The sequence below is a fragment of the Amycolatopsis sp. cg9 genome, assembly GCF_041346945.1.
Lineage (GTDB): Bacteria > Actinomycetota > Actinomycetes > Mycobacteriales > Pseudonocardiaceae > Amycolatopsis.
Map to the genome: position 1 here is coordinate 5,088,496 of NZ_CP166850.1, position 23,233 is coordinate 5,111,728.

The 23,233-nt window shown below is 70.1% G+C and carries 21 protein-coding genes; 10 read left to right on the plus strand and 11 right to left on the minus strand.

Annotation, left to right across the window (positions count from 1 at the left end; all coding sequences use genetic code 11):
* Positions 1 to 36: 36 nt before the first annotated feature.
* The 4 genes from AB5J73_RS24395 to AB5J73_RS24410 all read left to right on the plus strand — a co-directional run bounded on the left by AB5J73_RS24395 (position 37) and on the right by AB5J73_RS24410 (position 4,052).
* Positions 37 to 1,881: an Hsp70 family protein gene (locus tag AB5J73_RS24395; RefSeq protein ID WP_370972575.1), complete on the plus strand. Its 1,845-nt coding sequence runs from the start codon at positions 37 to 39 to the stop codon at positions 1,879 to 1,881.
* A gap of 129 nt (positions 1,882 to 2,010) precedes the next feature.
* Entirely contained in the window at positions 2,011 to 2,205 is a 195-nt protein-coding gene (locus tag AB5J73_RS24400; protein ID WP_370972576.1) for a DUF3046 domain-containing protein, read from the plus strand.
* A 240-nt stretch (positions 2,206 to 2,445) separates the two neighbouring features.
* Positions 2,446 to 3,492, plus strand: a complete 1,047-nt coding sequence (recA, locus tag AB5J73_RS24405) for a recombinase RecA (RefSeq protein ID WP_160699362.1) — start codon at positions 2,446 to 2,448, stop codon at positions 3,490 to 3,492.
* A gap of 14 nt (positions 3,493 to 3,506) precedes the next feature.
* Positions 3,507 to 4,052 (plus strand): regulatory protein RecX, encoded by a 546-nt coding sequence (locus AB5J73_RS24410; RefSeq protein WP_370972578.1) that lies wholly within the window; start codon positions 3,507 to 3,509, stop codon positions 4,050 to 4,052.
* A gap of 49 nt (positions 4,053 to 4,101) precedes the next feature.
* Here the strand turns inward: AB5J73_RS24410 and AB5J73_RS24415 are convergent, their stop codons facing one another.
* The 5 genes from AB5J73_RS24415 to edd form a co-directional block, all read right to left on the minus strand.
* The gene (locus tag AB5J73_RS24415; protein ID WP_370972580.1) at positions 4,102 to 5,337 is read right to left on the minus strand and encodes a hypothetical protein; all 1,236 of its coding nucleotides are present in this window, start codon (positions 5,335 to 5,337) and stop codon (positions 4,102 to 4,104) included.
* 43 nt (positions 5,338 to 5,380) lie between these two features.
* A complete protein-coding gene (locus tag AB5J73_RS24420) occupies positions 5,381 to 6,655 on the minus strand; it encodes an MFS transporter (RefSeq protein ID WP_370972582.1) in 1,275 nt (424 codons plus the stop codon).
* Positions 6,656 to 6,674: 19 nt separating this feature from the next.
* Positions 6,675 to 8,663, minus strand: coding sequence for a PEP/pyruvate-binding domain-containing protein (locus AB5J73_RS24425; protein WP_370972584.1), 1,989 nt, complete (start codon positions 8,661 to 8,663; stop codon positions 6,675 to 6,677).
* Between the two features lie 204 nt (positions 8,664 to 8,867).
* A complete protein-coding gene (gene eda / locus AB5J73_RS24430; protein WP_370972586.1) occupies positions 8,868 to 9,473 on the minus strand; it encodes a bifunctional 4-hydroxy-2-oxoglutarate aldolase/2-dehydro-3-deoxy-phosphogluconate aldolase in 606 nt (201 codons plus the stop codon).
* Positions 9,470 to 11,359 (minus strand): phosphogluconate dehydratase, encoded by a 1,890-nt coding sequence (edd, locus tag AB5J73_RS24435; protein ID WP_370972588.1) that lies wholly within the window; start codon positions 11,357 to 11,359, stop codon positions 9,470 to 9,472. Before edd ends, eda begins: the two co-directional genes overlap by 4 nt.
* A 253-nt stretch (positions 11,360 to 11,612) precedes the next feature.
* Here edd and AB5J73_RS24440 point away from each other — a divergent pair, with 253 nt between their 5' ends.
* The 5 genes from AB5J73_RS24440 to AB5J73_RS24460 all read left to right on the plus strand — a co-directional run bounded on the left by AB5J73_RS24440 (position 11,613) and on the right by AB5J73_RS24460 (position 16,766).
* Complete coding sequence (locus AB5J73_RS24440; protein ID WP_163046790.1) at positions 11,613 to 11,900, plus strand: hypothetical protein; 288 nt, start codon at positions 11,613 to 11,615, stop codon at positions 11,898 to 11,900.
* Positions 11,897 to 12,721 carry a hypothetical protein gene (locus AB5J73_RS24445; protein WP_370972590.1) on the plus strand — a complete coding sequence of 275 codons (825 nt, stop codon included), beginning with the start codon at positions 11,897 to 11,899 and terminating at the stop codon, positions 12,719 to 12,721. The genes AB5J73_RS24440 and AB5J73_RS24445 overlap by 4 nt, the downstream gene beginning before the upstream one ends.
* 53 nt (positions 12,722 to 12,774) lie before the next feature.
* A complete protein-coding gene (locus AB5J73_RS24450; RefSeq protein WP_370972592.1) occupies positions 12,775 to 14,691 on the plus strand; it encodes a fumarate reductase/succinate dehydrogenase flavoprotein subunit in 1,917 nt (638 codons plus the stop codon).
* Between the two features lie 73 nt (positions 14,692 to 14,764).
* Entirely contained in the window at positions 14,765 to 15,517 is a 753-nt protein-coding gene (locus tag AB5J73_RS24455; protein WP_370972594.1) for a succinate dehydrogenase/fumarate reductase iron-sulfur subunit, read from the plus strand.
* Between the two features lie 115 nt (positions 15,518 to 15,632).
* On the plus strand, positions 15,633 to 16,766 hold the full coding sequence (locus AB5J73_RS24460; protein ID WP_370972596.1) for an amidohydrolase family protein: 1,134 nt from the start codon (positions 15,633 to 15,635) through the stop codon (positions 16,764 to 16,766).
* A gap of 285 nt (positions 16,767 to 17,051) precedes the next feature.
* Here the strand turns inward: AB5J73_RS24460 and AB5J73_RS24465 are convergent, their stop codons facing one another.
* Complete coding sequence (locus AB5J73_RS24465) at positions 17,052 to 17,903, minus strand: helix-turn-helix domain-containing protein (RefSeq protein ID WP_370972598.1); 852 nt, start codon at positions 17,901 to 17,903, stop codon at positions 17,052 to 17,054.
* A 255-nt stretch (positions 17,904 to 18,158) separates the two neighbouring features.
* Here AB5J73_RS24465 and AB5J73_RS24470 point away from each other — a divergent pair, with 255 nt between their 5' ends.
* Positions 18,159 to 18,854 carry a YoaK family protein gene (locus AB5J73_RS24470; protein WP_370972600.1) on the plus strand — a complete coding sequence of 232 codons (696 nt, stop codon included), beginning with the start codon at positions 18,159 to 18,161 and terminating at the stop codon, positions 18,852 to 18,854.
* On the opposite strand, the gene AB5J73_RS24475 is transcribed toward AB5J73_RS24470, so the two are convergent.
* From AB5J73_RS24475 to AB5J73_RS24495, 5 genes are all read right to left on the minus strand, one after another.
* A complete protein-coding gene (locus tag AB5J73_RS24475; protein WP_370972602.1) occupies positions 18,808 to 19,545 on the minus strand; it encodes an SDR family NAD(P)-dependent oxidoreductase in 738 nt (245 codons plus the stop codon). The two genes, AB5J73_RS24470 and AB5J73_RS24475, sit on opposite strands and share 47 nt — an antisense overlap.
* A gap of 81 nt (positions 19,546 to 19,626) precedes the next feature.
* The gene (locus AB5J73_RS24480) at positions 19,627 to 20,505 is read right to left on the minus strand and encodes an amino acid ABC transporter permease (protein WP_370972604.1); all 879 of its coding nucleotides are present in this window, start codon (positions 20,503 to 20,505) and stop codon (positions 19,627 to 19,629) included.
* Positions 20,506 to 20,578: 73 nt separating this feature from the next.
* Positions 20,579 to 21,226 carry an amino acid ABC transporter permease gene (locus AB5J73_RS24485; protein ID WP_086862425.1) on the minus strand — a complete coding sequence of 216 codons (648 nt, stop codon included), beginning with the start codon at positions 21,224 to 21,226 and terminating at the stop codon, positions 20,579 to 20,581.
* Between the two features lie 95 nt (positions 21,227 to 21,321).
* Positions 21,322 to 22,248: a glutamate ABC transporter substrate-binding protein gene (locus AB5J73_RS24490; RefSeq protein WP_370972606.1), complete on the minus strand. Its 927-nt coding sequence runs from the start codon at positions 22,246 to 22,248 to the stop codon at positions 21,322 to 21,324.
* Positions 22,249 to 22,304: 56 nt separating this feature from the next.
* Positions 22,305 to 23,033 (minus strand): amino acid ABC transporter ATP-binding protein, encoded by a 729-nt coding sequence (locus AB5J73_RS24495; RefSeq protein WP_003054447.1) that lies wholly within the window; start codon positions 23,031 to 23,033, stop codon positions 22,305 to 22,307.
* Positions 23,034 to 23,233: the final 200 nt, after the last annotated feature.

Here is a 23,233-nt window from a genome sequence, read left to right on the forward strand (position 1 = left end):
ACGCCGTCGAGGCGGGTTTTCGTGAAGGGGAGTGCAGTGCGGATCCTGTCGGTGGACCTCGGGACGTCCAACACCGTCGCCGTCCTTTCGGCGCACGGCATGCCGCCCCGGGTCGTCGAGGTGGACGGCTCGGCCAACATGCCGTCGGCGGTGTTCGCCACCGAAGAGGGCACGATCATGGTCGGCCGCGACGCCGAGCGCCGCGCCCGCCTCGACCCGACGCGCTTCGAGCCGAACCCCAAGCGCCGCATCGACGAGCAGACCCTGCTGCTCGGCACCGACGTCGTCCCGGTGACCGATGCGCTGGCCGCCATCCTCCGCCGCGTGCTCGAAGAGACCTCCCGCCAGCTCGGCGGCGAGCAGCCCGACGAAGTCCGGCTGACCCACCCCGCGCAGTGGGGCCAGACCCGCCGCAACGTCCTGATGTCCGCCGCCCGGCTCGCCGGGATGGGCCAGAACATCCTGCTGGTGCCGGAGCCGGTCGCCGCGGCGGCGCACTTCGCGTCGTTCCCCGGCAAGTCCCTCGCGCCCGGCCAGGCGCTGGCGGTCTACGACCTCGGCGCGGGCACCTTCGACGTCGCCGTCGTCGGCGCCACGCAGAACGGCTTCACCGTGCTCGCCGAGGACGGCCTGCCCGACCTCGGCGGCCTCGACGTCGACCAGGCGCTGATGGTGCACGTCGGGCGCGAGGTCTCGCACTCGGACCCGCAGCGCTGGCAGCGGCTGCTGCGGCCCGAATCCACCGGCGACCGGCGCACCCGGCGCGCGCTGCAGGAGGACGTCAAGGCGGCCAAGGAGGCGCTGTCGCGGCACCCGCAGACCGAGGTGCCGATGCCGGAGCCGTTCAAGGACGTCCTGGTGACGCGCGGCGAGCTGGAAGGCCTGGTCCGGCCGGCGATGCTGCGCAGCGTCGAGCTGCTGTCGCGGACGCTGCGCTCGTCGGGGCTGAGCCCGGACCGGCTGGCCGGCATCTACCTGGTCGGCGGGTCGAGCCGGCTGCCGCTGGTCGGCACCATGATCGCGGAGAAGCTCGGCGTCGTGCCGGGCAGCCTCGACCAGCCGGAGACGGCGGTGGCGCTCGGTGCCCAGCACGTCGCCCGCGACGGCCTGGGCGCGCGGACGCAGAACGTCGAAGGCGCCGTGGCCGCCGGCACCGGGCCGCACCGCCCGCAGTACGCGCCGCCACCCCCGCCGCCGCAGCAGTACCAGGGTTACTTCCCGCCCAGCGGGCCGCAGCCGATGCCGTCGAACTTCCCCGCGTACTCGCCCGCGACCGCCGCCGAGAAGGCCGAGCCGAAGTCCGGCGGGAAGAAGAAGCTGCTCATCGGGATCGCGGCCGCGGTCGTCGTGGTGCTCGCCGCCGGGCTCACCTTCTACCTGACGTCGTCGTCTTCGGTGCCGACCTACACCGCGGACCAGTGCAAGACGCCGGGCCAGGCGGACGACAAGGGCCTCACCGGCTGCCTGCGCCAGCTCGCCGGGAAGATCGCCGACACCGGCGACTGCAAAGCGGGCATGGGCAACGGCCCGGCGGCGCCGGCGAAGAGCCTCGGCGTGGCCTCGACCTGCTCCGCGCCGGGGCGCGCGGGCACGCAGGTGACCTACGTCCAGGGCGACAGCGCCGACACGCTCAAGGAGTACACCGACGGCCTGCTCGCCTCCGCGGGCGGCGACCGCACCGAGGCCGACTGGGGCGGCAACGGGCTCAAGGGCCACTACTCGTCCGCGGCGGGCAAGACGTCGGCGGTGCTCGTGTTCACGGTGTCGGACCGGCCGCTGGTGGGGTTCATCTACCAGCTGAATTCGAACGACCAGGCGGCGGCGACCACGCCGGACACGCTGGCCAACTACTTCGAGGCGAGCGTCCAGCCGGGGGAGTGACGCCGGCCGGGAGGTCTTGAGTGAGTCGTTCAGGACCTCCGAGGTCCTGAAGTGTGCTGGGCCGCCGTCACCACTGGCGGGCGGCGGGCGCGAACGGACCGTTCGTGCCCGCCGGTTAGAGTGGGTCCGATGCGGATCACGGTTTTCCGGCGGCTGATGGCCGACGAGTTCGGCCCCGGACGGGCCCAGGTACTGGCCAGGGACCACGTCCTCAGCGGGCTCGGCGGGCGCACCGTCGACCAGGCGCTGACCGCGGGAATCCCGGCGAAAGAGATCTGGCGCGAGGTCTGCGACGCGTTCGAAGTCCCCTTCGAACGGCGCTGACCTGGGCGGATACGCACGGGTCCTGACCCGGGCGGGCGAAAATCCTAGCGCAAGGGTGTGTCGCTGCCGACCTCGAACACGTGTTCGTCTATGGTGTTGTCCACATCGGGTCCAGCGATCCACAGATTGGGCGCCGCGCCTGGAATTGTCGGTCCCCGCCGCTAGCGTCGGACCGGACAGCTGAAGAACCGACACAGAGCCCCCGGGGAGCCGGGGCTTCGACCAGCGAGGTGGACTTCCATGCCTGCAGCACCCGACAAGGACAAGGCGCTCGAGCTCGCGCTCGCGCAGATCGACAAGCAGTACGGCAAGGGCTCGGTCATGCGGCTCGGCCAGGACGGCCGCGCGCCCGTCTCCGTGATCCCGACCGGCGCGATCGCGCTCGACGTCGCGCTCGGCATCGGCGGGCTGCCCCGCGGCCGCGTGATCGAGGTCTACGGCCCGGAGTCCTCCGGTAAGACGACGGTCGCCCTGCACGCGGTGGCCAACGCGCAGCGCGCCGGCGGCATCGCGGCGTTCATCGACGCGGAGCACGCGCTGGACCCGGAGTACGCCAAGAAGCTCGGCGTCGACACCGACGCGCTGCTGGTCTCCCAGCCGGACACCGGTGAGCAGGCGCTGGAGATCGCGGACATGCTGATCCGCTCCGGCGCGCTCGACATCTTGGTCATCGACTCCGTGGCCGCGCTCGTGCCGCGTGCCGAGATCGAGGGCGAGATGGGTGACTCGCACGTCGGTCTCCAGGCCCGCCTGATGAGCCAGGCGCTGCGCAAGATGACCGGTGCGATGAACAACTCCGGCACCACCGCGATCTTCATCAACCAGCTGCGCGAGAAGATCGGCGTCATGTTCGGCTCGCCGGAGACGACGACCGGTGGCAAGGCGCTGAAGTTCTACGCGTCGGTCCGGCTCGACGTGCGCCGCATCGAGACGCTCAAGGACGGCGGCGAGCCGGTCGGCAACCGCACCCGCGTCAAGGTCGTGAAGAACAAGATGGCCCCGCCCTTCAAGCAGGCCGAGTTCGACATCCTGTACGGCCACGGCGTTTCCCGCGAGGGTTCGCTGATCGACATGGGCGTCGACCAGGGCATCCTGCGCAAGTCCGGCGCCTGGTACACCTACGAGGGCGACCAGCTCGGCCAGGGCAAGGAGAACGCGCGGAAGTTCCTGCGCGACAACCCGGACATCGCCAACGAGATCGAGAAGCGCATCAAGGAGAAGCTGGGCATCGGCGCACAGGTCGACGCCGAAGCCGTCGAAGCCGTGCCGGCGCCGGTCGACTTCTGAGCGGAGTGAGCTGAGTGGCGAGGGCGCCGAAGGTTCCCCCGGCGGAGCTGCCTCCCGAGGAGCGGTACAAGAAGGCCAAGGAGATCTGTTACGACCTCCTGGCCGTGCGTGCGCGTACTCAGGAGGAGCTCCGGCAGGCTTTGCGCCGCAAGGGGTTCGACGAGGAGACCAGCGAAACCCTGCTCGGCAAGCTGGACCGGGCAGGGTTGGTGAACGACGCGGAGTTCGCCGAGCTGTGGGTGAAGTCGCGGCACGAGACGCAGGGCCTGTCGCGCACCGCCCTGATGGCCGAGCTGCGGCGCAAGGGCGTCGACGACGAGGTCGCCGCCCAGGCGGCGGGTGAGGTCGACCGCGAGTCCGAGGAGCAGATGGCCAGGGAACTGGTCCGCAAGCGTCTCGGCTCCCTGGGCAACGTCGACGAACAGACAGCACTGCGGCGGCTGCTCGGCTTCCTGGCGCGCAAGGGCTACCCGCAGGGGCTGGCGTACACCGTCATCAAGGAGGAACTCCGCGAGTACGGCGCGGAGTCCACCCTCCTCGACGACGCGTTCATCGACTGACCTCGCGGCCGGTCGGCGGGGAGCCGAGCCGGGGCTTCGGCTCTCCGGGTCAGGCAGCCTGGTGCGGCAGACCGTAGTCGCCGCTGTGGCTCTGCGCCGGCGGCGTGTGCGTGTCGCCCGCCGGGCACCGGGAAGCCGCGGTTTGCGGCCCGTAGAACATCCCCTGGCACTTGTCGCACCACCGCCAGCCGGACTGCCGGCCGGGATCCGCGGCGGCGTTGTGGAATGGGCTGTAGTCCGAGCTACCACCCTGGCCGGGCAAGGCGTGGGTATCCCCGGCCGGACAACGAGAGCGGGCGACGGCGGGTCCGTAGAACAGGCCCAGGCACTTGGTGCAGCCCCGCCAGCCGCCCTGTCTGTCGGTGGCCGCGATGGCGTTCACGGGCAGCGAGTAGTCGCCGCTGTGACTCTGATCCGCCGGTCGGTGGGTATCACCGGCCGGGCAGCGCGAGTCGGTCCACCGGCCGCCGAAATAGAGTCCTTGGCACTTGTCGCACCACCGCCAGTCGCGCTGCGTCGGCAGGTCGCCGCCACCCAGCCGCTCGACCTGGACGAAGAGGGAGTAGACACCGCGAAGGTACGGATCGTCCTGAAAGGACAGTTCGACTATTCCGGAGCCGAGGCCCTGCCCGTTGCTGGTGATCAGGTAGTCGGCGGTCTCGGTGTTCAGCGCGATGGAGACCGGGTTGAAGACGAAACCGCCGGGATCGTCGGGGTTGCGCTGGATGCCGATCGGACGACGCTGCGCCTTCCCGAGCGGCGACCACAAACCGGCCAGCGTTCCGACGGTCTGGATACCGAGCGAAACCGCATCGAAGATGGGCTTGGAAACGGGCCAGATCTTGCCGAAGATCTCTTTGGCGCGCTGTCCGTACGCCTGGTCGGTCTGCACTTGCCAGGCCAGCCAGCCGTCCCAGAAGCCCGCACCGGGGTCCCATTCCCAAATCGTCGGGGTGACGATGACCATGTCCTGTTCGGGCTCCAAGGGGGACTTGTCCCCGGAAACGATCCCGCCACGATCCGACGCCGAACCCGCCTGAATCCGGTTCGGCAGGTTCCAGGTGTCGCCCATGAGCTCGCTCTCGCTGTCCAGCGTGCGCTGAACAGCCCCGTCCGGACCGACGACCTTGGTGTTGACGGCCAGGAACACCTCGTCGTGCTTGCCGTCCCAGTTGAACGCGTCATCCCAAGTCTCGTTGTGGCACCAGTAGCCATTGCATTGCTCGGCCCGACCGTGTCGGCATGTCCGCTCCGCCACTCGGTTGGCATGCAGCAGATCGATCATGTCATGCCGGTTTCCGGTGTTGAATCCTCGCGATTCGAGGGAGTCAGGTTGACGGCCGTCCGGCGGTGGTGGGCACCCTCGTTTGTCCGGATGGTCGCCGGCGGTCGGAGCGGTGCTTGCGGACCGCGAGCAGCAGTACTGCCAGCAGCCCCATCGCGGCGCATGTCACCACGGCCGACAGCACCAGGAACTCGTTCAGCTGACCGGCCGCCAGGTACGCGCCCAGTGCCACCGCCACCACGGCGCACACCGCGCGGTCCACAATGGACTCCATGGACAGGAGCGTCGCGCGGTAGCGGGAGTCCGGGATGGAGTCGTTCAGCAGCTGCTTCTGCACCGGGAACGAAATCCCCGTCGCCACCGCGAAGACGCACAGCGCGATCACCGTCGCGAAGGAGCCCACGAACACGATCACGCCCAGGCACAACGCCATCACGATGGTCAGCGTGAACACCGAGCCCACCGGGCCGATCGCGCGGCGGAGGCGGTGGGGGCGGGCCGCGCCCAGGGCTTCGAAGATCGTCATCGCGGCCAGGACCGCGCCGTACCAGTTCACCGAGAGCGACTTCGACTCCAGGATCGGCTGGAACAGGTTCACCTGGCAGATGCGGACGAGCGTGAACATCGCGATGCCCTGCACCATCAGCAGCGCCAGCCACCGGGACGACCGCAGCGCGGACACCGCGCCGCCGACGCCGGACAGGAGCGATGCCGTTTTGCCCGAAGTGCGGCGGCCGCCGGGGATCGGCGGGAGCTTGGCCGCGAACGCCAGTGCGATCCCCGCGTTGATCGCCGTCAGCCAGTACGGGGAAGGGAGGTTCCACGTCATCAGCAAGCCGATCACCGGCCAGTACACGATCTTGCCGACCAGGCTGTACGCGCGGCCGGCCCCTTCGACGCGGAGGTAGTGCTCTCCTTCGCCGTGGGCGTGCAGGTACTCGTACAGGTACGCGCTCTGCGCGCCGGACACCAGTGACCGGGCCAGCGCGATCAGGATGAAGTGCGTCAGGAACCCCGCGTACGAGCCCAGGAACACCGGCACCAGGTTCGCCACCACCAGCACACCGGCGCCCGCCGTCAGCGAGGTGCGGTAGTCGAAGCGGTCGGCGATCAGGCCCGTCGGGATCTCCAGCAGGCAGAACACGATGTAGTAGATGCTCTGGATGCCGAAGATCTCGCCGTCGGAGAGGCCGGCGAGCTTCTGGTACTGGTAGAAGATCGGCACCCACAGCAGCAGGCCGAAGAAGAACTGGAACCCGTAGGTCAGCCGGACGGCGCGCTGAACGGCGGGTTTCGCGGGCAGGCGAAAGCCCAGCATGGTGGTGTCTCCTGGAGAATCAAACGGAATACGGACGCAGCTGCACGAGGTGGATGTGGTCGCGGTCGGCGAGCCACTCGACGTCCACCGGCGAGTCGAACGTGTAGTCGGGCGAGAAGTGGCCCTGCAGGAGGCGGCCGGCGACGGCGAGCCGTTGCAGCTGCTCGTGGGCGGCTTCGTCGAGGTCCTCGGACGCGTCGCCGAGCGACACCGTGCGGCCGCCGCCCTCGACCGTCGAATACAGGTACTGCATCGGCAGGGCCGACCCCTCGACGACGTCGGTGACCCGGGGCGACACGTTGACGTACACCGTGCGGAAGTCCGCGCGGTTCATCGGGTTCGTCGTCACCAGCACGCCGCCGAAGTCGGCCGTGACCTGCTCCTGGATCACGACACCCATGTAGCAGTCGTCGAGGGAGATCCCGGCCTGCCGGCGCAGGCGGACGCTGCGCACCGACACCAGCGACGCCCAGACCTCCTTGACGCTGGCGAAGATCCGCTCGGCGGTGGTGACGTGGTTGAGCGACTCGTAGATGCCGGCGGCCGAGAACCCGGCGAGGTCTTCGGCGTTCGACGAACTGCGCACGACGAACGAGCGCACGCCGGCCAGCTGCGACACCAGCGCGGAGTCGATCTCGCCGGCCAGCGCGCCCGGCATGCGGGCCGACCGGATCAGCGTCTGCAGCTCGACGCACAGCGGCTCGATCTCCCGCGCGTCCAGTTCCAGGGCCATCTTCAGCTTGCCGATGGCCTGCTGGATCCGCGGCGACGACTCCAGGAACCGCCGCTGCAGCGAGAACGGCACGGCGATCCCGCGGGGCACGCGGACGCGCTCGTCGAGCAGGCGGCGAGCCGCGGCGGTCAGGTCGGGGACCGCCGGGCCCGAAGCGGGATCGGCGGGGACGTCCAGCAGCCGGGCCAGGTATGGCAGCAGGTTGTCGCGCGGGGGACGCGGTACCTGGTAGAAGCCGAGCAGGCGCTCCGAACCGCGGGCCAGGACGTGGTGCAGCTCGCCGAGGTTGGCCGCCTTGGTGCCGTAGCGGTAGCGGTCGGCCGCGCGCAGCCGCGCGAGGTTCACGATCGGGCTGTGGTCGGCTTCCGGCTGCTCCAGCGTGACGCGCTGGGCGTACCAGCTCGGCGGTGTCGCCGCGGCCGGCGCGGGGATCTCCCGCAGGGACAGCGCCTGGGTGTCCACTGTGTACTCGACCCACTTGCCGTCGAGGCCGCGGCGGTCGACTTCGGCGAGGGCGCCGAGCTGGACGGCGTTCGGGATCTGCCAGCCGGTGGCCAGCACGTTGGTGTGCGACAACGGCGTCGTGTGCCGGGCGTTGACGATGCCGGACAGCCGCGGGACGTCGTCGGGGACGCGGTCCATCACGATGATGTCCGTCCAGTCCAGCGTGGCCGCCCGGTACTCGGCCTCGGTGCGGAACGCGCGCAGCCGTCCGGTGGCCGTGCCGGGGTTCAGCGCCACGAACGGCGCCGTGGAGAACAGCTCGTGCGCGAAGACGCGGGGCAGCTCGTCCGCCGGGATCTCCCGGACGATCCGCTCCTGCAGCTGGTTGGCCGGCTTGAACACCAGCGGCAGCGCCGGGTCGACGTACTCCGCGACGAAGGCGTGGAACTCGCGGATCAGCGCCGCCGGCATCGTGTCGACCTCGACCGTCTCCAGCGAAAGCAGCTGCGGGTGCCGGGCGAGGATGCCGAGCAGGAACCGGCGGTCCGGTGCGTGGTAGAACGCCTGGTTGTACGAGTCGATCTCCGCGCGCACCCGTTCTCCGGGGACGCCGAGGATCTCTTCGCCGATATAGATCGCGTGAAAGGAATGGCGCGCGTCGTTCAGGAAGTGGATCACCGAGGTTTCCCGGTCCACCACGACTTTCACGAAGGAATAGCCGCCGAGGGTGCCGCCCAGCTGGTGGAGGGCGGACAGCGAAAGGCGTTCGCCGACCAGTGCGGCGACGTTCTCGGGGGCAGGACTGGGGGCGACCACATCGGTCAGGGACACCGGATCTCCTCGCTCGAAACAGCGAGGGGAAACGATAACAGGCCGGTAAATCACCCACCGGTGCCGCGATTGCTCCATTCACCGGGATTCATGACCGCCGCCACACCCGCTCGGAGCACCGTTCCAGAGTGCTGGAACGGTGCTCCCGGAATGCGGACGCGGATTCCGCCGTTCGGGCGTGGCGATGACGCGGGGTGATCTCCGCTACAGCTTCGCGGCTTCCGCGGCCAGCTTCTCGATCGTGGCGACGTCCAGCGAGGACGTCAGCCACGAACCGCCGATGCAGCCGACGTTCGGCAGCGCCAGGTACGAGGGTGCCGTGGCCGCCGTGATCCCGCCGGTCGGGCAGAACTTCAGCGACGGCAGCGGGCCCGCGATCGACTTCAGGTACGCGACCCCGCCCGACGCCTCCGCCGGGAAGAACTTCAGCGCCGAAAGCCCGCGCTCCGCCAGCCGCATCGCCTCGGACACGGTGCTCGCGCCGGGCAGGAACGGCAGGCCGGTCTCGAAGCACGCGTCGACGACCGCGTCGGTGCAGCCCGGCGTCACGAGGAACTTCGCCCCCGCGTCGGCGGCCTGCTTCGCGTGCTCCGGCGCGGTGACGGTGCCGGCGCCGATGACGATGTCCGGCACCTCGGCGGCGATGCGCTCGATCGCGGACAGCGCCGCTCGCGTGCGCAGGGTCAGCTCGATGACCCCGATCCCGCCGGCGAGCAGCGCCCGGGCCGTGGGCACGGCGTCGCCGGCGTCGTCGAGCACCACGACGGGCATCACGGGGGACAGCTCGAGCAGGTCCTGACCGGTGGTCACTGACCGACCTCCTGGGTTGCGAAAGCGGGCGTTCCGAAGTGCTCCGGAGTCAAGCCGCCGAACACCGAAGCGCCCTGGTCGGCGGGGCCGACCGCACGGCGCAACGCGGCGAACAGCTCTCGGCCGGTGCCGGTCCAGGATGCTTCGGACGGCGGCGAGTCCACAAGCTCACGCCGGGCGAGTTCTTCGTCACCGACCAGCACGTCGAGGCTGCCCGAGGAAGCGTCGAGGCGGATGACGTCGCCGTCGGCGACGCGCGCGATCGGGCCGCCCGCCGCGGCTTCCGGGGTCACCTGGATGGCGGCCGGGATCTTGCCCGACGCGCCCGACATCCGGCCGTCGGTGAGCAACGCCACGGCGTGCCCGCGGTCCATCAGCACGCCCAGCGCCGGGGTGAGGCCGTGCAGCTCCGGCATGCCGTTCGCCCGCGGGCCCTGCTGCCGGATCACCACCACGACGTCGCGGTCCAGCTCGCCCGCCTCGAACGCGGCCGTGAACGCCCCCTGGGTGGTGAACACCCGCGCCGGCGCCTGGACGACCCGGTGCTCCGGCGCCACCGCGGACACCTTGATCACCGCGCGGCCGAGGTTGCCTTCGACCATCCGCAGCCCGCCGTCCGCGGCGAACGGGCGCCACACCGGGCGCAGCACCTCTTCATCGAGGCTGCGGGTGGGGACGTCGCGCCAGACGAGCTCGCCGTCGGACAGGATCGGCTCGGCGCGGTAGCGGTGCAGCCCGAACCCGGCCACCGTGTGCACGTCCTCGTGCAGCAAACCGGCGTCGAGCAGCGTGCCGACCAGGAACTGGATGCCGCCGGCGGCGTGGAAGTGGTTGATGTCGGCGCTGCCGTTCGGGTAGACCCGCGCCAGCAGCGGCACCACCGCCGAGAGGTCGGAGAAGTCGTCCCAGGTCAGCTGGATGCCCGCGGCCGCGGCGATCGCGACCAGGTGCATCGTGTGGTTGGTCGAGCCGCCGGTGGCGAGCAGCGCGACGACGCCGTTGACGAACGCCTTCTCGTCGAGGATCCGCGAGACCGGCGTGTACTCCTCGCCGCGCGAGATCGCGACGACCCGCCGTCCGGCCTCTTCGGTCAACGCGCGCCGCAGCGAGGAACCCGGCTGGACGAAGCTGGCGCCGGGCAGGTGCAGGCCCATCACCTCGACGACCATCTGGTTGGAGTTGGCGGTGCCGTAGAACGTGCAGGTGCCGGCCGAGTGGTACGACGCCGCTTCGGCGTCGAGGAGGTCTTCGCGGGTCGCTAGGCCCTCCGCGTACAGCTGCCGGACGCGCGCCTTCTCCTTGTTCGGCAGCCCGGAGTTCATCGGGCCCGCCGGGACGAGCAGGGCCGGCAGGTGCCCGAACGACAGGGCGCCGATCAGCAGTCCGGGCACGATCTTGTCGCAGACGCCCAGCAGCAGGGCCGCGTCGAACATGTCGTGGGAGAGCGCGATCGCCGTCGACATCGCGATGACCTCGCGGCTGTACAGGGACAGCTCCATGCCCGCGCGGCCCTGGGTGATGCCGTCGCACATGGCCGGGACGCCGCCGGCGAACTGGGCGACACCCCCGGCGGAGCGCACCGACTTCTTCAGCCAGGCCGGGTACTCCTGCATCGGCTGGTGCGCCGAAAGCATGTCGTTGTAGGACGAGACGATCGCGACGCCGGGGGCGCGCGCGGCCCGCAGCGCCTCCTTGTCGGCGCCTTCCATCGCGGCGAACCCGTGGGCCAGGTTGCTGCACGCGAGGCCCCGGCGGACGGGGCCTTCTTCGTGCGCGGCGGCCGTGCGGGCGAGGTAGGCGGTGCGGGTCGCGGCACTGCGCTCGGCGATGCGCGCGGTGACGTCGGCGACGACTCGGTGCAGCGGGGTGGTGGGGGTGGGGCTCATGTCCGGCTCCGGATCACTGGTGTGTGGTGGTCCGCGGGACGGCAACGCTGACGCCTCAGGGTCGTGACACTGGCCACACTACCTCGGGAAAACGCCGAATCAAAATCGATTCAGAAGATCGACCCGCGTGACCCCGATCACCTCCCGAACCGTTAGTGTGCTAGTTGTCACACTGCACGACGCGCGGCAAAGCCGTAGGGGCGAGCGATCGCCCGGCCGGTTCCCTGTCGGCCCCACCACCACGGGAGGCATGATGTCCACCTCCGAGATCGCCGAGCTGCGGCGAACCATCGGCCAGCTCCGGCAGTGCGTCGGCGCACTGCGCTCTCGTTACGGCGACGCTTCGGCGGTGCGCCGGCTCGCGAACGACGTGGAGCGCCTCGACATCGACACCGCGGACCTCGACGGCACGCCGCTGGCCGTGCCCGCGCAGGCGAAGCCCGCCGAGCGCGTCCCGGTACCCGACACCCCCTACGACCCGGCGCTGTGGCACGGCGCCGATGACGAAGGCGTCGGCGGCTACAAGCGCGACCAGCGGTGAGCGCACCGGCTGACAACGGCGTCGGCACCGGCGTCCGGGCCCCCAAGCGGGCCCGGATCGCCGAGCGCACCCTCCGCACGGACCGGTGGTGGCTCCAGCCGCTGCTGACCGTGCTCGGCCTGTCGGCGTTCATCATCTACGCGACGGTCCGCTCGTTCGTGCGCACCGCGTACTGGGTGAACGACTACCACTACCTGACGCCGTTCTACTCGCCCTGCCTGTCCACTTCCTGCGTCGAGGGCTCGAGCCACTTCGGCCACTGGTTCGGCGACCTGCCCGGGTTCATCCCGCTCGGCTTCGTCGTGCTGCCGTTCCTGCTCGGGTTCCGCCTGACCTGCTACTACTACCGCAAGGCCTACTACCGGGCCGTGTGGTTCTCCCCGCCCGCCTGCGCCGTCGCGGAACCGCACGCCAAATACACCGGCGAGACGCGGCTGCCGCTGATCATCCAGAACGTCCACCGCTACTTCTTCTACGTGGCGCTGATCGTCTCGCTGATCAACACCTACGACGCCATCACGGCGTTCCACGGCAAGACCGGCGGCTTCGGCTTCGGGCTGGGCAACATCGTCCTGCTCGGCAACGTGGTCCTGCTCTGGGCGTACACGCTGTCCTGCCACTCGTGCCGGCACGTGACCGGCGGCCGGCTGAAGCACTTCTCCAAGCACCCGGTGCGCTACTGGATCTGGACCAAGGTCTCGAAGCTCAACACCCGCCACATGGCGCTGGCCTGGACGACGCTCGGCACGCTGGTGCTGACCGACTTCTACGTCATGCTCGTCGCCAGCGGCGCGATCTCGGATCTGAGATTCGTCAACTAGCGCACCCCTTCTTCCCGACAACGACGTCCCCAGTTCCGAGGTGGAATCTCTTCATGACCGAGGTCGAACGGCACAGCTACGACGTGGTGGTGATCGGTGCCGGTGGCGCCGGTCTGCGCGCCGTGATCGAAGCTCGCGAGCGCGGTTTCCGCGTCGCCGTCGTGTGCAAGTCCCTGTTCGGCAAGGCGCACACGGTGATGGCCGAGGGCGGGTGCGCGGCGTCGATGGGCAACGCGAACTCGAACGACAACTGGCAGGTCCACTTCCGCGACACCATGCGCGGCGGGAAGTTCCTCAACAACTGGCGGATGGCCGAGCTGCACGCCAAGGAGGCGCCGGACCGCGTCTGGGAGCTGGAGACCTACGGCGCCCTGTTCGACCGCACCGCGGACGGGCGGATCAGCCAGCGCAACTTCGGCGGGCACACCTACCCGCGGCTCGCGCACGTCGGTGACCGCACCGGCCTCGAGCTGATCCGCACGATGCAGCAGAAGATCGTTTCGCTGCAGCAGGAGGACTTCGCCGAGACCGGGGACTACGAGGCGAAGATCAAGGTCTTCGCCGAGTGCACGGTCACCGAGCTGCTCACCACCGACGGCAAGATCGCCGGCGCGTTCGGCTACTGGCGCGAGAGCGGCCGGTTCATCCTGTTCGAGGCGCCCGCGGTCGTGCTCGCCACCGGCGGCATCGGCAAGTCGTTCAAGGTGACGTCGAACTCTTGGGAGTACACCGGCGACGGCCACGCGCTGGCCCTGCGCGCGGGCGCGAAGCTGATCAACATGGAGTTCGTCCAGTTCCACCCGACCGGGATGGTCTGGCCGCCGAGCGTCAAGGGCATCCTCGTCACCGAGGGCGTGCGCGGGGACGGCGGCGTGCTCAAGAACTCCGACGGCAAGCGGTTCATGTTCGAGTACGTGCCCGACGTCTTCAAGGGCCAGTACGCGGAGAGCGAAGACGAAGCCGACCGCTGGTACACCGACCAGGAGAGCAACCGCCGCACGCCGGACCTGCTGCCCCGCGACGAGGTCGCGCGCGCGATCAACTCCGAGGTCAAGGAGAACCGCGGGTCCCCGCACGGCGGCGTCTTCCTCGACATCGCGAGCCGGCTGCCGGCCGAGGAGATCAAGAAGCGGCTGCCGTCGATGTACCACCAGTTCAAGGAACTCGCGGACGTCGACATCACGGCCGAGCCGATGGAGGTCGGCCCGACCTGCCACTACGTCATGGGCGGCATCGAGGTCGACCCGGACACGGCCGGCGCGAGCGTGCCCGGCCTGTTCGCCGCCGGCGAGTGCTCGGGCGGCATGCACGGGTCCAACCGGCTCGGCGGCAACTCGCTGTCGGACCTGCTGGTGTTCGGCCGCCGCGCGGGGCTCGGCGCCGCCGAGTACGTCGACGGCCTCGGTACCCGGCCGGCCGTCGCACAGTCCGATGTGGACGCCGCGGCGAAGATGGCGCTCGCGCCGTTCGACCCGCCCGCGGGTGCGTCGGCCGAGAACCCGTACACCCTGCACACCGAGCTGCAGCAGTCGATGAACGACCTCGTCGGCATCATCCGCAAGGCCGGCGAGATCGAGCAGGCACTGGTGAAGCTCTCGGAGCTGCGGGAGCGGATCCTGCACGTCACCGTGGAGGGGCACCGGCAATTCAACCCGGGCTGGCACCTCGCGATCGACCTGCGCAACATGCTGATGGTCAGCGAGTGCGTCGCGAAGGCCGCGCTGACGCGGACCGAAAGCCGCGGCGGGCACACGCGCGACGACTTCCCGGGCATGGACGCCGAGTGGCGGCACAAGCTGCTGGTGTGCTCGGCGACGGCGGGGGACAACCCGGTCGTCCCGGACATCGGCGTCGAGGTGAAGGAGCAGGTGCCGCTGCGGCAGGACCTGCTGGAGCTGTTCGAATTCGGCGAACTCGGGAAGTACTACACCGACGACGAGCTCGAAGCGCACCCCGGGAGCAAAGCATGAGCGAGCTTGCGAGCGAATCATTCAACACAGCGCTTCCGGCTCAGGCGGCACCGAGCGCCAGCGAGGTGTGCGCATGAGCTACAAGGCGAGTTTCCGGGTCTGGCGCGGCGACGACACCGGCGGCGCGCTGCAGGACTTCACGGTGGAGGTGAACGAGGGCGAGGTCGTCCTCGACATCATCCACCGGCTGCAGGCCACCCAGGCGTCGGACCTCGCGGTGCGCTGGAACTGCAAGGCGGGCAAGTGCGGCTCGTGCTCGGCGGAGATCAACGGCAAGCCGCGCCTGCTGTGCATGACGCGGATGTCGACGTTCACCGAGGACGAGGTCATCACCGTGACGCCGATGCGGACGTTCCCGGTGATCCGCGACCTGGTCACCGACGTGTCCTTCAACTACACGAAGGCGCGCGAGATCCCGTCGTTCACCCCGCCCGCGGACCTCAAGCCCGGTGAGTACCGGATGCAGCAGGTGGACGTCGAGCGCTCGCAGGAGTTCCGGAAGTGCATCGAGTGCTTCCTGTGCCAGAACACCTGCCACGTCGTGCGCGACCACGAGGAGAACAAGGAGTCCTTCGCCGGGCCGCGGTACCTGATGCGGATCGCCGAGCTGGAGATGCACCCGCTCGACGTCGCGGACCGGCGGGACGCGGCGCAGGAAGAGCACGGCCTCGGCTACTGCAACATCACCAAGTGCTGCAGCGAGGTGTGCCCGGAAGGCATCCACATCACCGACAACGCGCTCATCCCGATGAAGGAGCGCGTCGCGGACCGCAAGTACGACCCGATCGTCTGGCTCGGCAACAAGCTGTTCCGCCGCGACAAATGAGGTGACCCGCCTGGCAGGGTGGGGGCATGGAGATCACGTTCGTGCGGGCCGGGGAGAGCGCCGTCGCTTCGGTCGACGGTGCTCTCGCCGGCCCGGTCCGTGTCCGGCGGCTCGCGTGACGCTGCTCGCCGGGGCGCTCGTCTTCGACCCGGAGACCGGGGACGCGGCGCGGGCGGACGTCCGGCTGGACGGCGCCCGGATCGCCGAGGTCGGCCCCGGCCTCGACGGCGACGGGCGTGTCGACTGCTCGGGCGGGCTGCTGATCCCCGGGCTCATCGACTGCCACGTGCACGTCGCCTTCCCGCGGCCCGAGCCGTTGCCGCGCAGCGCGCGGATCCTCGAAGCCGTGCCGGTGCTGCGCGGCTTGCTGGCGCGCGGGATCACCACCGTGCGGGACGCCTGGGGCGCCGACGCCGGGGTCAAGCACGCGCTGCGCGAAGGCTGGATCACCGGGCCCGACCTGCTCGTCAGCCTCCGCCAGCTGTCGCCGACCGGCGGGCTCGGCGACAGCTGGGACCCGCCCGCGGGCACCGTCGACAACTTCGGCGACCCGTCGCTGCCGGACCCGGTGTTCGACGGGCCCGATGCGGCGCGCGCGGCCGTCCGCCGGATGGTGCGCGCGGGCGCCGACTGGATCAAAGTCGGCGCCAGCGGCGCCATGCGGGCCGTGCGCGAAGGCGTGGACGTCCGGCCGACCGACGACGAGCTCGTCGCCCTGGTCGACGAAGCCCGCCGCTGCGGCCGGGACGTCCTGGCCCACGCGCACACCCCCGCGTCGGTCGTCTCGGCCGCGCGCGCCGGTGCCCGCAGCATCGAGCACGGCACGTTCCTCGACGACGACGCCGTGGCCGCGCTGGCGCACGCCTGGTACGTCCCGACGCTCTCGCCGATCAGCGACAGCGAGTTCGCCGGGACGCACCGACGTTCGGTCCGCCTCGCGGTGGAAGCGGGCATCCCGATCGCCGCCGGCTCGGACCTGGCCCCGCGTCCCCATGTCGACTTGACGACCGAGCTGCGCCTGCTGGCCGCCGTGCTCGGCAACGCGGCCGCCCTGAAGGCGGCCACCTCCGAGGCCGCCCGTCTGCTGCGGCTGGCGGACGACCGGGGCCGGCTCGCGGTGGGGTTGCGTGCCGACGTGGTGCTGCTCGACGGGACGGACCTGGACGTGACCGACCTGCCGGGCCGGATCCGGGCGGTCTGGCACGACGGGAAACGGGTCGGCCAGGTGTCGTGTCCGGGGAGGTCGTGATCGTGGCGGCACGGGACCGGGTGATGGTGGTGCGGGGGAGGGACTCCGGGTTCGGGTGGACGCGGGACGACTGACCGCTCATCCCGTCCACCGGCCGGTCCGGACCGGACACTGCCCGAGTCGGCCGGCGAGCCTTCGGAGCCCGGCCCGGCAAGGGGAGGCCCGCATCCGCTGCGAGCTGCCCGGTGCGGCATCGGGGCCCGAGCACGATGGCCCCGAGGGTGCCTTCGGCCGGAGAGCGGGCAGCGCCGCCGAGTCCCCTGGCGCACCGGCAGGACCGCAGGTTCAGTTCGTCATGACGTCGAACTCCTCGGCCAGCCGGACGAGGAACGCCCGGGACTCGTGTTCCGACAGGGCCACCTGTTCCAGCCGGGTGCGGAGGACGTAGAAGGCTTCCACCGCCACGCGTTCGTCGATGAACAGGCCGGCCGCGAAGGTTTCTTCGTAGGCCACCGGTGGGTGTTCGGCGAACTCGAGGATCGTGAAACGGCTGCCGATCAGGTGGTACGGGGGTGCGGAGGCGGGGATGACGCGGATGGTGCAGTGCGGGAGGTTGGTGGCCAGGACCAGGTATTGCAGCTGTTCGTGCATCAGCGCCGGGTCGCGCAGGACCGACCTCAGGGTGTGCTCGTAGACGAAGTAGAGGCACTGCGGCGGGTTCCGGCGTTGCAGCAGCTGCTGCCGGTCGATCCTCGCCTGGACGAGTGCCTTCAGCCGATCCGTGGTGTAGCGGCCGGACAGCTCGTAGACGGAGCGCACGTAGTCTTCGGTCTGGAGCATGCCCGGCAGGGCCAGCGGGCTGTTCGAGATCACCGCGGTCGCCAGGTTTTCCTGGATGATCAGCGACTTCGCCGGGTCGACGAACTTGTCGAAGAACGGCCGCACCCAGTACAGGTCGCTCGGCGGCCGGGTCAGGTGCAGCAGCCGGTCGCGTTCGGTGGCGTCGGTTCCGCAGTGCGCGAGGTAGATCGCCGCGTCGATCGGCGAGATCCGGCGGCCGTTCTCCCAGCCGGACACCTTCGACGCCGACCAGTGGGCGCGCCGGGCGACTTCGCGCAGCGACATTTGTCTCGCTTCGCGCTGGGTTTTCAGCTCGACACCCATCTCCCGGGTGCGCACCGTGCTCTTTTCGGTCATGTCCCGCACGTTAAAGGCAAGCACCGACAAAACGGCTCCTGCCACGCGGCGGTTCACCGGAAGGGATGTTGCTGTTCTGCCTGTGTGACAACGGGTTTCGCGCGCGAAGCGTTGCGAAGCAGCTTCGCACAATGAAGCGTGCTTCGCACCTTCGCTGAGCAGTAACACCATTAACGAAGCCCATTTCCGGAATCGAACCGGGCCGCCGGGGACCGGTGGTTCGGCCGCCGGGCGCGCGGTGGTTGACTTGCTCGCATGGCTGAACCGAAACCGCGGGACCTGGCCGCGCTGCTGCTGGCCCTCACCGTCGTCACCGGCGTGGTCGACGCCGTCAGCTTCCTCGGGCTCGGGCGGGTCTTCGTGGCCAACATGACCGGGAACGTCGTCTTCCTCGGCTTCGCCGCGGCGGGGGAGACGACGCTGTCCGTGCTCGCCTCGCTGACGGCGGTGCTGGCGTTCCTGGCCGGCGCCCTCGCCGGCGGGCGGCTGGCCCGGACCGGGGACGACTACGCGACCCTTCGCCGGGCGACCGGGGTCCAGGCGGGGCTGATCGCGGTGGCCGTCGCGCTGTCGGCGACGGTCGGGAGCGGCACGCGGGCGGGCAGCGAGCTGCTCATCGTCGTGCTCGGGCTGGCGATGGGGCTGCAGAACGCGGCGGTCCGCCGGATCGGCGCGCCCGACCTGACGACGACGGTGCTGACGATGACGCTGACCGGCTTCGCGGCCGACTCGAAGGCCGCCGGCGGGGCGGGGTCGCACCCGCTGCGGAAGGTCGCCGCCGTGGCGGCGATGCTCGGGGGCGCGTTCGCCGGTGGCGTGCTCCAGCTCCACGTCGCCATGTGGGCCGCGCTGACGCTGGCACTGGTGCTCGTGCTGGCCGTGGCGGCGGTGCTGGCCACCGGCGCTAGCCGAGCGCGCGGCCGCCGTCGACCAGCAGACGCTGGCCCGTGATGAAGCCCGCTCCCTCCGACGCGAAGAAGCTCACCGCGGCGGCCACGTCGTCGGGGGTGCCCAGCCGGCCCATCGGGACGCCGGCCAGGTAGGCCGCGCGCTCGGCTTCCGGGACGTCCGCGTGGCGCTCCACCGGGACGAAGCCGGGGGCCACCGAGTTGACCGTGATGCCGTCCGGGGCCAGCTCGCGGGCCCACGACCGGGCCAGGCCGACCTGGGCCGCCTTGGCCGTCGCGTACGCCGACCGGCCGGGTGGCGGGCGGTCCGCCACCTCCGAATCGATGTGGACGATCCGGCCGTACCCGCGGGCGCGCATGCCCGGGAGCACCGCGTGGCCCAGCAGCACCGGCGACCGCACGAAGAAGTCCAGGTGCCCCAGGTGCTCCGGCCAGTCCACATCGGACAGGAAGACGTCCGGCTGCGGGCCCGTCGCGTTGACGACCAGGACGCTCACCGGGCCCAGCAACGCCGTCACCGCGTCGACGAGCTCGCCCACCTCGCGCCGGTCGGTCACGTCGGCGGCGAAGGCCGCGGCCCGGCCGCCCTCGGCGAGGACCTCCTCCGCGGCGGCCTTGAGGTCGGGATCGTCGTGCCGGCCGTTCACCGCCACGGCGAAGCCGTCGCGGGCCAGGCGCCGGGCGATCGTGCGGCCCAGGCCTCGGGAGCTTCCGGTCACCAGTGCGACACCCATGGGCCCCGACGCTAGGGGAGATCGGCGGACATGGAAAGGCCCCCGACGGGTACGCCGGGGGCCGTTCCGCAGCCGGGGAGGTCAGACCGTGCCACCGCCGGCGGCCGAGCCGAGCGCGATCTGCTCGACCTTGCCGCCCGTCCCGCCGATGACCTTCTTGTTGCGCCGGTTGCGCCGCTCCAGGTACGTCGCCAGCGCCGTCAGCAGCAGGCACATCACGACGTAGATGGCGGTCGCCACGATCGTGGACGGCACGATCGGCCGCCCGAACGTGCCCTGCGAACCGATGTACCGCGCGTAGTACAGCAGCTCCTGGAACGTGATGATGAAGCCGAGCGCGGTGTCCTTCAGCAGCACGACGAGCTGGCTGATGATGGTCGGCAGCATCGCCCGGATCGCCTGCGGCAGCAGGACCAGGAACATCACCTGGGTCTTGCGCATGCCCAGCGCGTACGCGGCTTCGCTCTGCCCCTTCGGCAGCGACTGGATGCCCGCGCGGAAGACCTCCGCCAGCACCGAGCCGTTGTAGAGCGTCAGGCCGAACACCACGCCGAGGAACGGCGTCATCGGCACGCCCAGCGTCGGCAGGCCGAAGTAGAACAGGAACATCAGGATCAGGGCCGGGATGGCGCGGAAGAACTCCACGACGAACCCGGCGATCCGGCGGATCCACGCGTGGTCGGACAGCCGCCCGGCCGCGAAGATCGCACCGAAGACCAGGGCCAGCACGGCCGCGGCCGCGAACGCCTCGAGCGTCTGGAGCACGGCGTTGCCGAGGTCGCGCTGGACCTGCGCGTACTGCAGCCACTCCCACTTGCGGGCGGTGAACTGGCCGCTGTCGTAGAACCGCCACCCGATGTAGGCGATGAACGCGACGACCACGAGGGTGCCGACGACCGCGTAGGTGCGGTACCGCAGCCGGGCCTTCGGGCCCGGGACGTCGAACAGGACGTTGCTCATGCGCCCACCTCGCTGACGCTCGCTGCGGCCTGAGCCGCAGGCGCAGTGTTGAATGATTCGCTCGCAAGCTCGCTCATCGGGCCACGCTCCAGCGCTTCTCCAGGCTGCGTTGGACGAACGACAGCACGGTGACCAGGATGATGAAGCCGAGCGCGACCCACAGCAGGCCGACCAGCTGGTTCTCCCCGCGTTCGGACAGGTACGAGCGGATCGCGCCGGCCTCCGCGACGGAGAAACCGGCGGCGATGGTGGTGTTCTTCAGCAGCGCGATCAGGGTGCTGATCAGCGGCGGGACGACCGAGCGCAGCGCCTGCGGCAGCACGACCTGGCCGAGGATCTGGCCGAAGGTCAGCCCCAGCGCCCGGCCCGCCTCGGCCTGGCCGACCGGCACGGTGTTGATGCCCGAGCGCACGACCTCGCAGATGAACGCCGAGGTGTAGACGGTCAGCGCGATCACGGCGGCCGGGAAGTAGTCGACCTTGACGATGTCGAGCAGCGGGTAGGCGAACACGAAGAACGCGAAGACCAGCGTGAGCGGGGTGTTCCGGGCGATCGTCACGTACGCCGTGCCGACGGCGCGGAAGACGGGTACCGGGCTCACCCGCAGCATGGCCAGGATCGTGCCCCAGACCAGGCTGCCGACGGCCGAGAGCACGAACAGTTCGATCGTGCGGAGGAAGAACGGACCGAACAGGTCCAGGTTGTTGAAGAGGACGTCCATGAGCCTTCCCCGCGTCCGTTTCAGGCGGTGGTCAGGTGGTGGATGTGGGAAGGCCGGTGGACCGGGAACCCCGGTCCACCGGCCTCGGTGTCACGTCAGTACTTCTCGAGGGTCGGCTTCTTGGCGGCCGAACCCGACTTGCCGAGCGTCGCGGCGTAGATCTTGTCCCAGGTGCCGTCGTCCAGCGCCTTCTGCAGGATCTCGTTGACCTTGTCGCGCAGGACCTTGTCGTCCTTGTTCAGGCCGATGCCGTACTTCTCGGTGGAGAACGTCTGGCCGACGACCTTCAGGTTGTCCGGGTCCTGGGCCGCGTAGCCCTTGAGGATCGCGTCGTCGGTCGTGACCGCGTCGACGTCCTTCGACAGCAGCTTCTCGACGCACTGCGAGTACTTCTGGAACTCGACGATGTTGCCCGGCTCGGTCAGGTTCTCCGAGCGGATCTTCTGGATCGGGGTCGAGCCGGTGACCGAGCAGACCTTCTTGCCCTTGAGGGTGTCCTTGCCGGTGATCGAGGAGTCGTCCTTGCGCACCAGCAGGTCCTGGCCGGCGACGAAGTACGGGCCGGCGAAGGAGACGAGCGCCTTGCGCTTGTCGGTGATCGAGTAGGTGCCGACGTAGTAGTTCACGTCGCCGTTCGCGATCGTCTGCTCACGGGCACCCGAGTCGACCGTGCGGAAGGTGATCTTCTCCGGGTCGAAGCCGAGGCCGGCCGAGACGAGCTTCGCGATCTCGATGTCGAAGCCGCCGAACTTGCCGGTCGTCGGGTCCTTCTGGCCCAGGCCGGGCTGGTCGTCCTTGGCGCCGACGGTCAGCGCGCCCGCCGACTTCATCTTGGCGAACACCGGGGAGCCGGCCAGGTCGACGCCGGTCGCGACCGGGTAGGTCGGCAGCGCGGCGGCGCTCGAACCGCTCTGGTCGCCGGCACCCGGGGTGCTCGGCGTGCCTTCCTTGCCGCAGGCGGTCAGGGTGGTCAGCGTCAGGCCACCGACGAGCACTCCCACCGCGAGGGTGCGGATCCTCATGTGAATCTCTCCTGTGTGTCGTCACCCGCGGCACGACGGCGCCGCGGAACGTTCTCTCAGTGGGTCAGGATCTTGCCGAGGAAGTCCTTCGCGCGCTCGCTCTTGGGCGCGGTGAAGAACTCCTCGGGCGTCGTGTCCTCGACGATCTCGCCGTCGGCCATGAAGATCACCCGATCGGCTGCCCGCCGGGCGAAGCCCATCTCGTGGGTGACGACGAGCATCGTCATGCCGTCCTTGGCCAGGCCCGTCATCACGTCGAGGACCTCCTGGACCATCTCCGGGTCCAGCGCCGAGGTCGGCTCGTCGAACAGCATGACCTTGGGCCGCATCGCCAGCGCCCGCGCGATGGCGACGCGCTGCTGCTGGCCGCCCGAGAGCTGCGCCGGGTACTTGTCGGCCTGGTTGGCGATGCCGACGCGCTCCAGCAGCTCCATCGCCGTCTTGCGCGCTTCGGCCTGCGACGTCTTGCGGACCTTCACCGGCGCGAGCATGACGTTCTCGACGATGGTCTTGTGCGCGAACAGGTTGAACGACTGGAACACCATGCCGACGTCGGCGCGCAGGGCGGCCAGCGCCTTGCCCTCGGCCGGCAGCGGGACGCCGTCGACGGCGATCTCGCCCGAGTTGATCGGCTCCAGCCGGTTGATGGCCCGGCAGAGGGTCGACTTGCCCGACCCCGAGGGGCCCAGCACCACGACGACCTGGCCGCGGGGCACCTCGAGCGTGATCTCCCTGAGCACGTGCAGGTCGCCGAAGTACTTGTTCACGGCGGACGCCTTGATCATCGGCGCCGCCACCTCCGCGGTCATCTGGCCTCCAGGATCGATCGAATGCGGCGTGGGTCACCACGCGATGGCGAGAACCTACCGTTGCTCTACCTGCTCGCAAGACGGCTTGACCCATTCTTAGGGTTTCAAGTGGGTATCGATGTCCGATTCGGCACCCCGCGCGCCGAGGTCCTAGAGTTCGTCGCTACCGGCGCGGT

What these genes read in the sequence shown, in the direction of transcription:
- AB5J73_RS24400 (WP_370972576.1), top strand. Translation starts at nt 2,011, where the DNA reads ATGCGGATCACGGTTTTCCGGCGGCTGATGGCCGACGAGTTCGGCCCC.
- recA (WP_160699362.1), top strand. Translation starts at nt 2,446, where the DNA reads ATGCCTGCAGCACCCGACAAGGACAAGGCGCTCGAGCTCGCGCTCGCG.
- AB5J73_RS24415 (WP_370972580.1), bottom strand. Translation starts at nt 5,337, where the DNA reads ATGATCGATCTGCTGCATGCCAACCGAGTGGCGGAGCGGACATGCCGA.
- AB5J73_RS24420 (WP_370972582.1), bottom strand. Translation starts at nt 6,655, where the DNA reads ATGCTGGGCTTTCGCCTGCCCGCGAAACCCGCCGTTCAGCGCGCCGTC.
- edd (WP_370972588.1), bottom strand. Translation starts at nt 11,359, where the DNA reads ATGAGCCCCACCCCCACCACCCCGCTGCACCGAGTCGTCGCCGACGTC.
- AB5J73_RS24440 (WP_163046790.1), top strand. Translation starts at nt 11,613, where the DNA reads ATGTCCACCTCCGAGATCGCCGAGCTGCGGCGAACCATCGGCCAGCTC.
- AB5J73_RS24450 (WP_370972592.1), top strand. Translation starts at nt 12,775, where the DNA reads ATGACCGAGGTCGAACGGCACAGCTACGACGTGGTGGTGATCGGTGCC.
- AB5J73_RS24455 (WP_370972594.1), top strand. Translation starts at nt 14,765, where the DNA reads ATGAGCTACAAGGCGAGTTTCCGGGTCTGGCGCGGCGACGACACCGGC.
- AB5J73_RS24465 (WP_370972598.1), bottom strand. Translation starts at nt 17,903, where the DNA reads ATGACCGAAAAGAGCACGGTGCGCACCCGGGAGATGGGTGTCGAGCTG.
- AB5J73_RS24470 (WP_370972600.1), top strand. Translation starts at nt 18,159, where the DNA reads ATGGCTGAACCGAAACCGCGGGACCTGGCCGCGCTGCTGCTGGCCCTC.
- AB5J73_RS24475 (WP_370972602.1), bottom strand. Translation starts at nt 19,545, where the DNA reads ATGGGTGTCGCACTGGTGACCGGAAGCTCCCGAGGCCTGGGCCGCACG.
- AB5J73_RS24480 (WP_370972604.1), bottom strand. Translation starts at nt 20,505, where the DNA reads ATGAGCAACGTCCTGTTCGACGTCCCGGGCCCGAAGGCCCGGCTGCGG.
- AB5J73_RS24485 (WP_086862425.1), bottom strand. Translation starts at nt 21,226, where the DNA reads ATGGACGTCCTCTTCAACAACCTGGACCTGTTCGGTCCGTTCTTCCTC.
- AB5J73_RS24490 (WP_370972606.1), bottom strand. Translation starts at nt 22,248, where the DNA reads ATGAGGATCCGCACCCTCGCGGTGGGAGTGCTCGTCGGTGGCCTGACG.
- AB5J73_RS24495 (WP_003054447.1), bottom strand. Translation starts at nt 23,033, where the DNA reads ATGATCAAGGCGTCCGCCGTGAACAAGTACTTCGGCGACCTGCACGTG.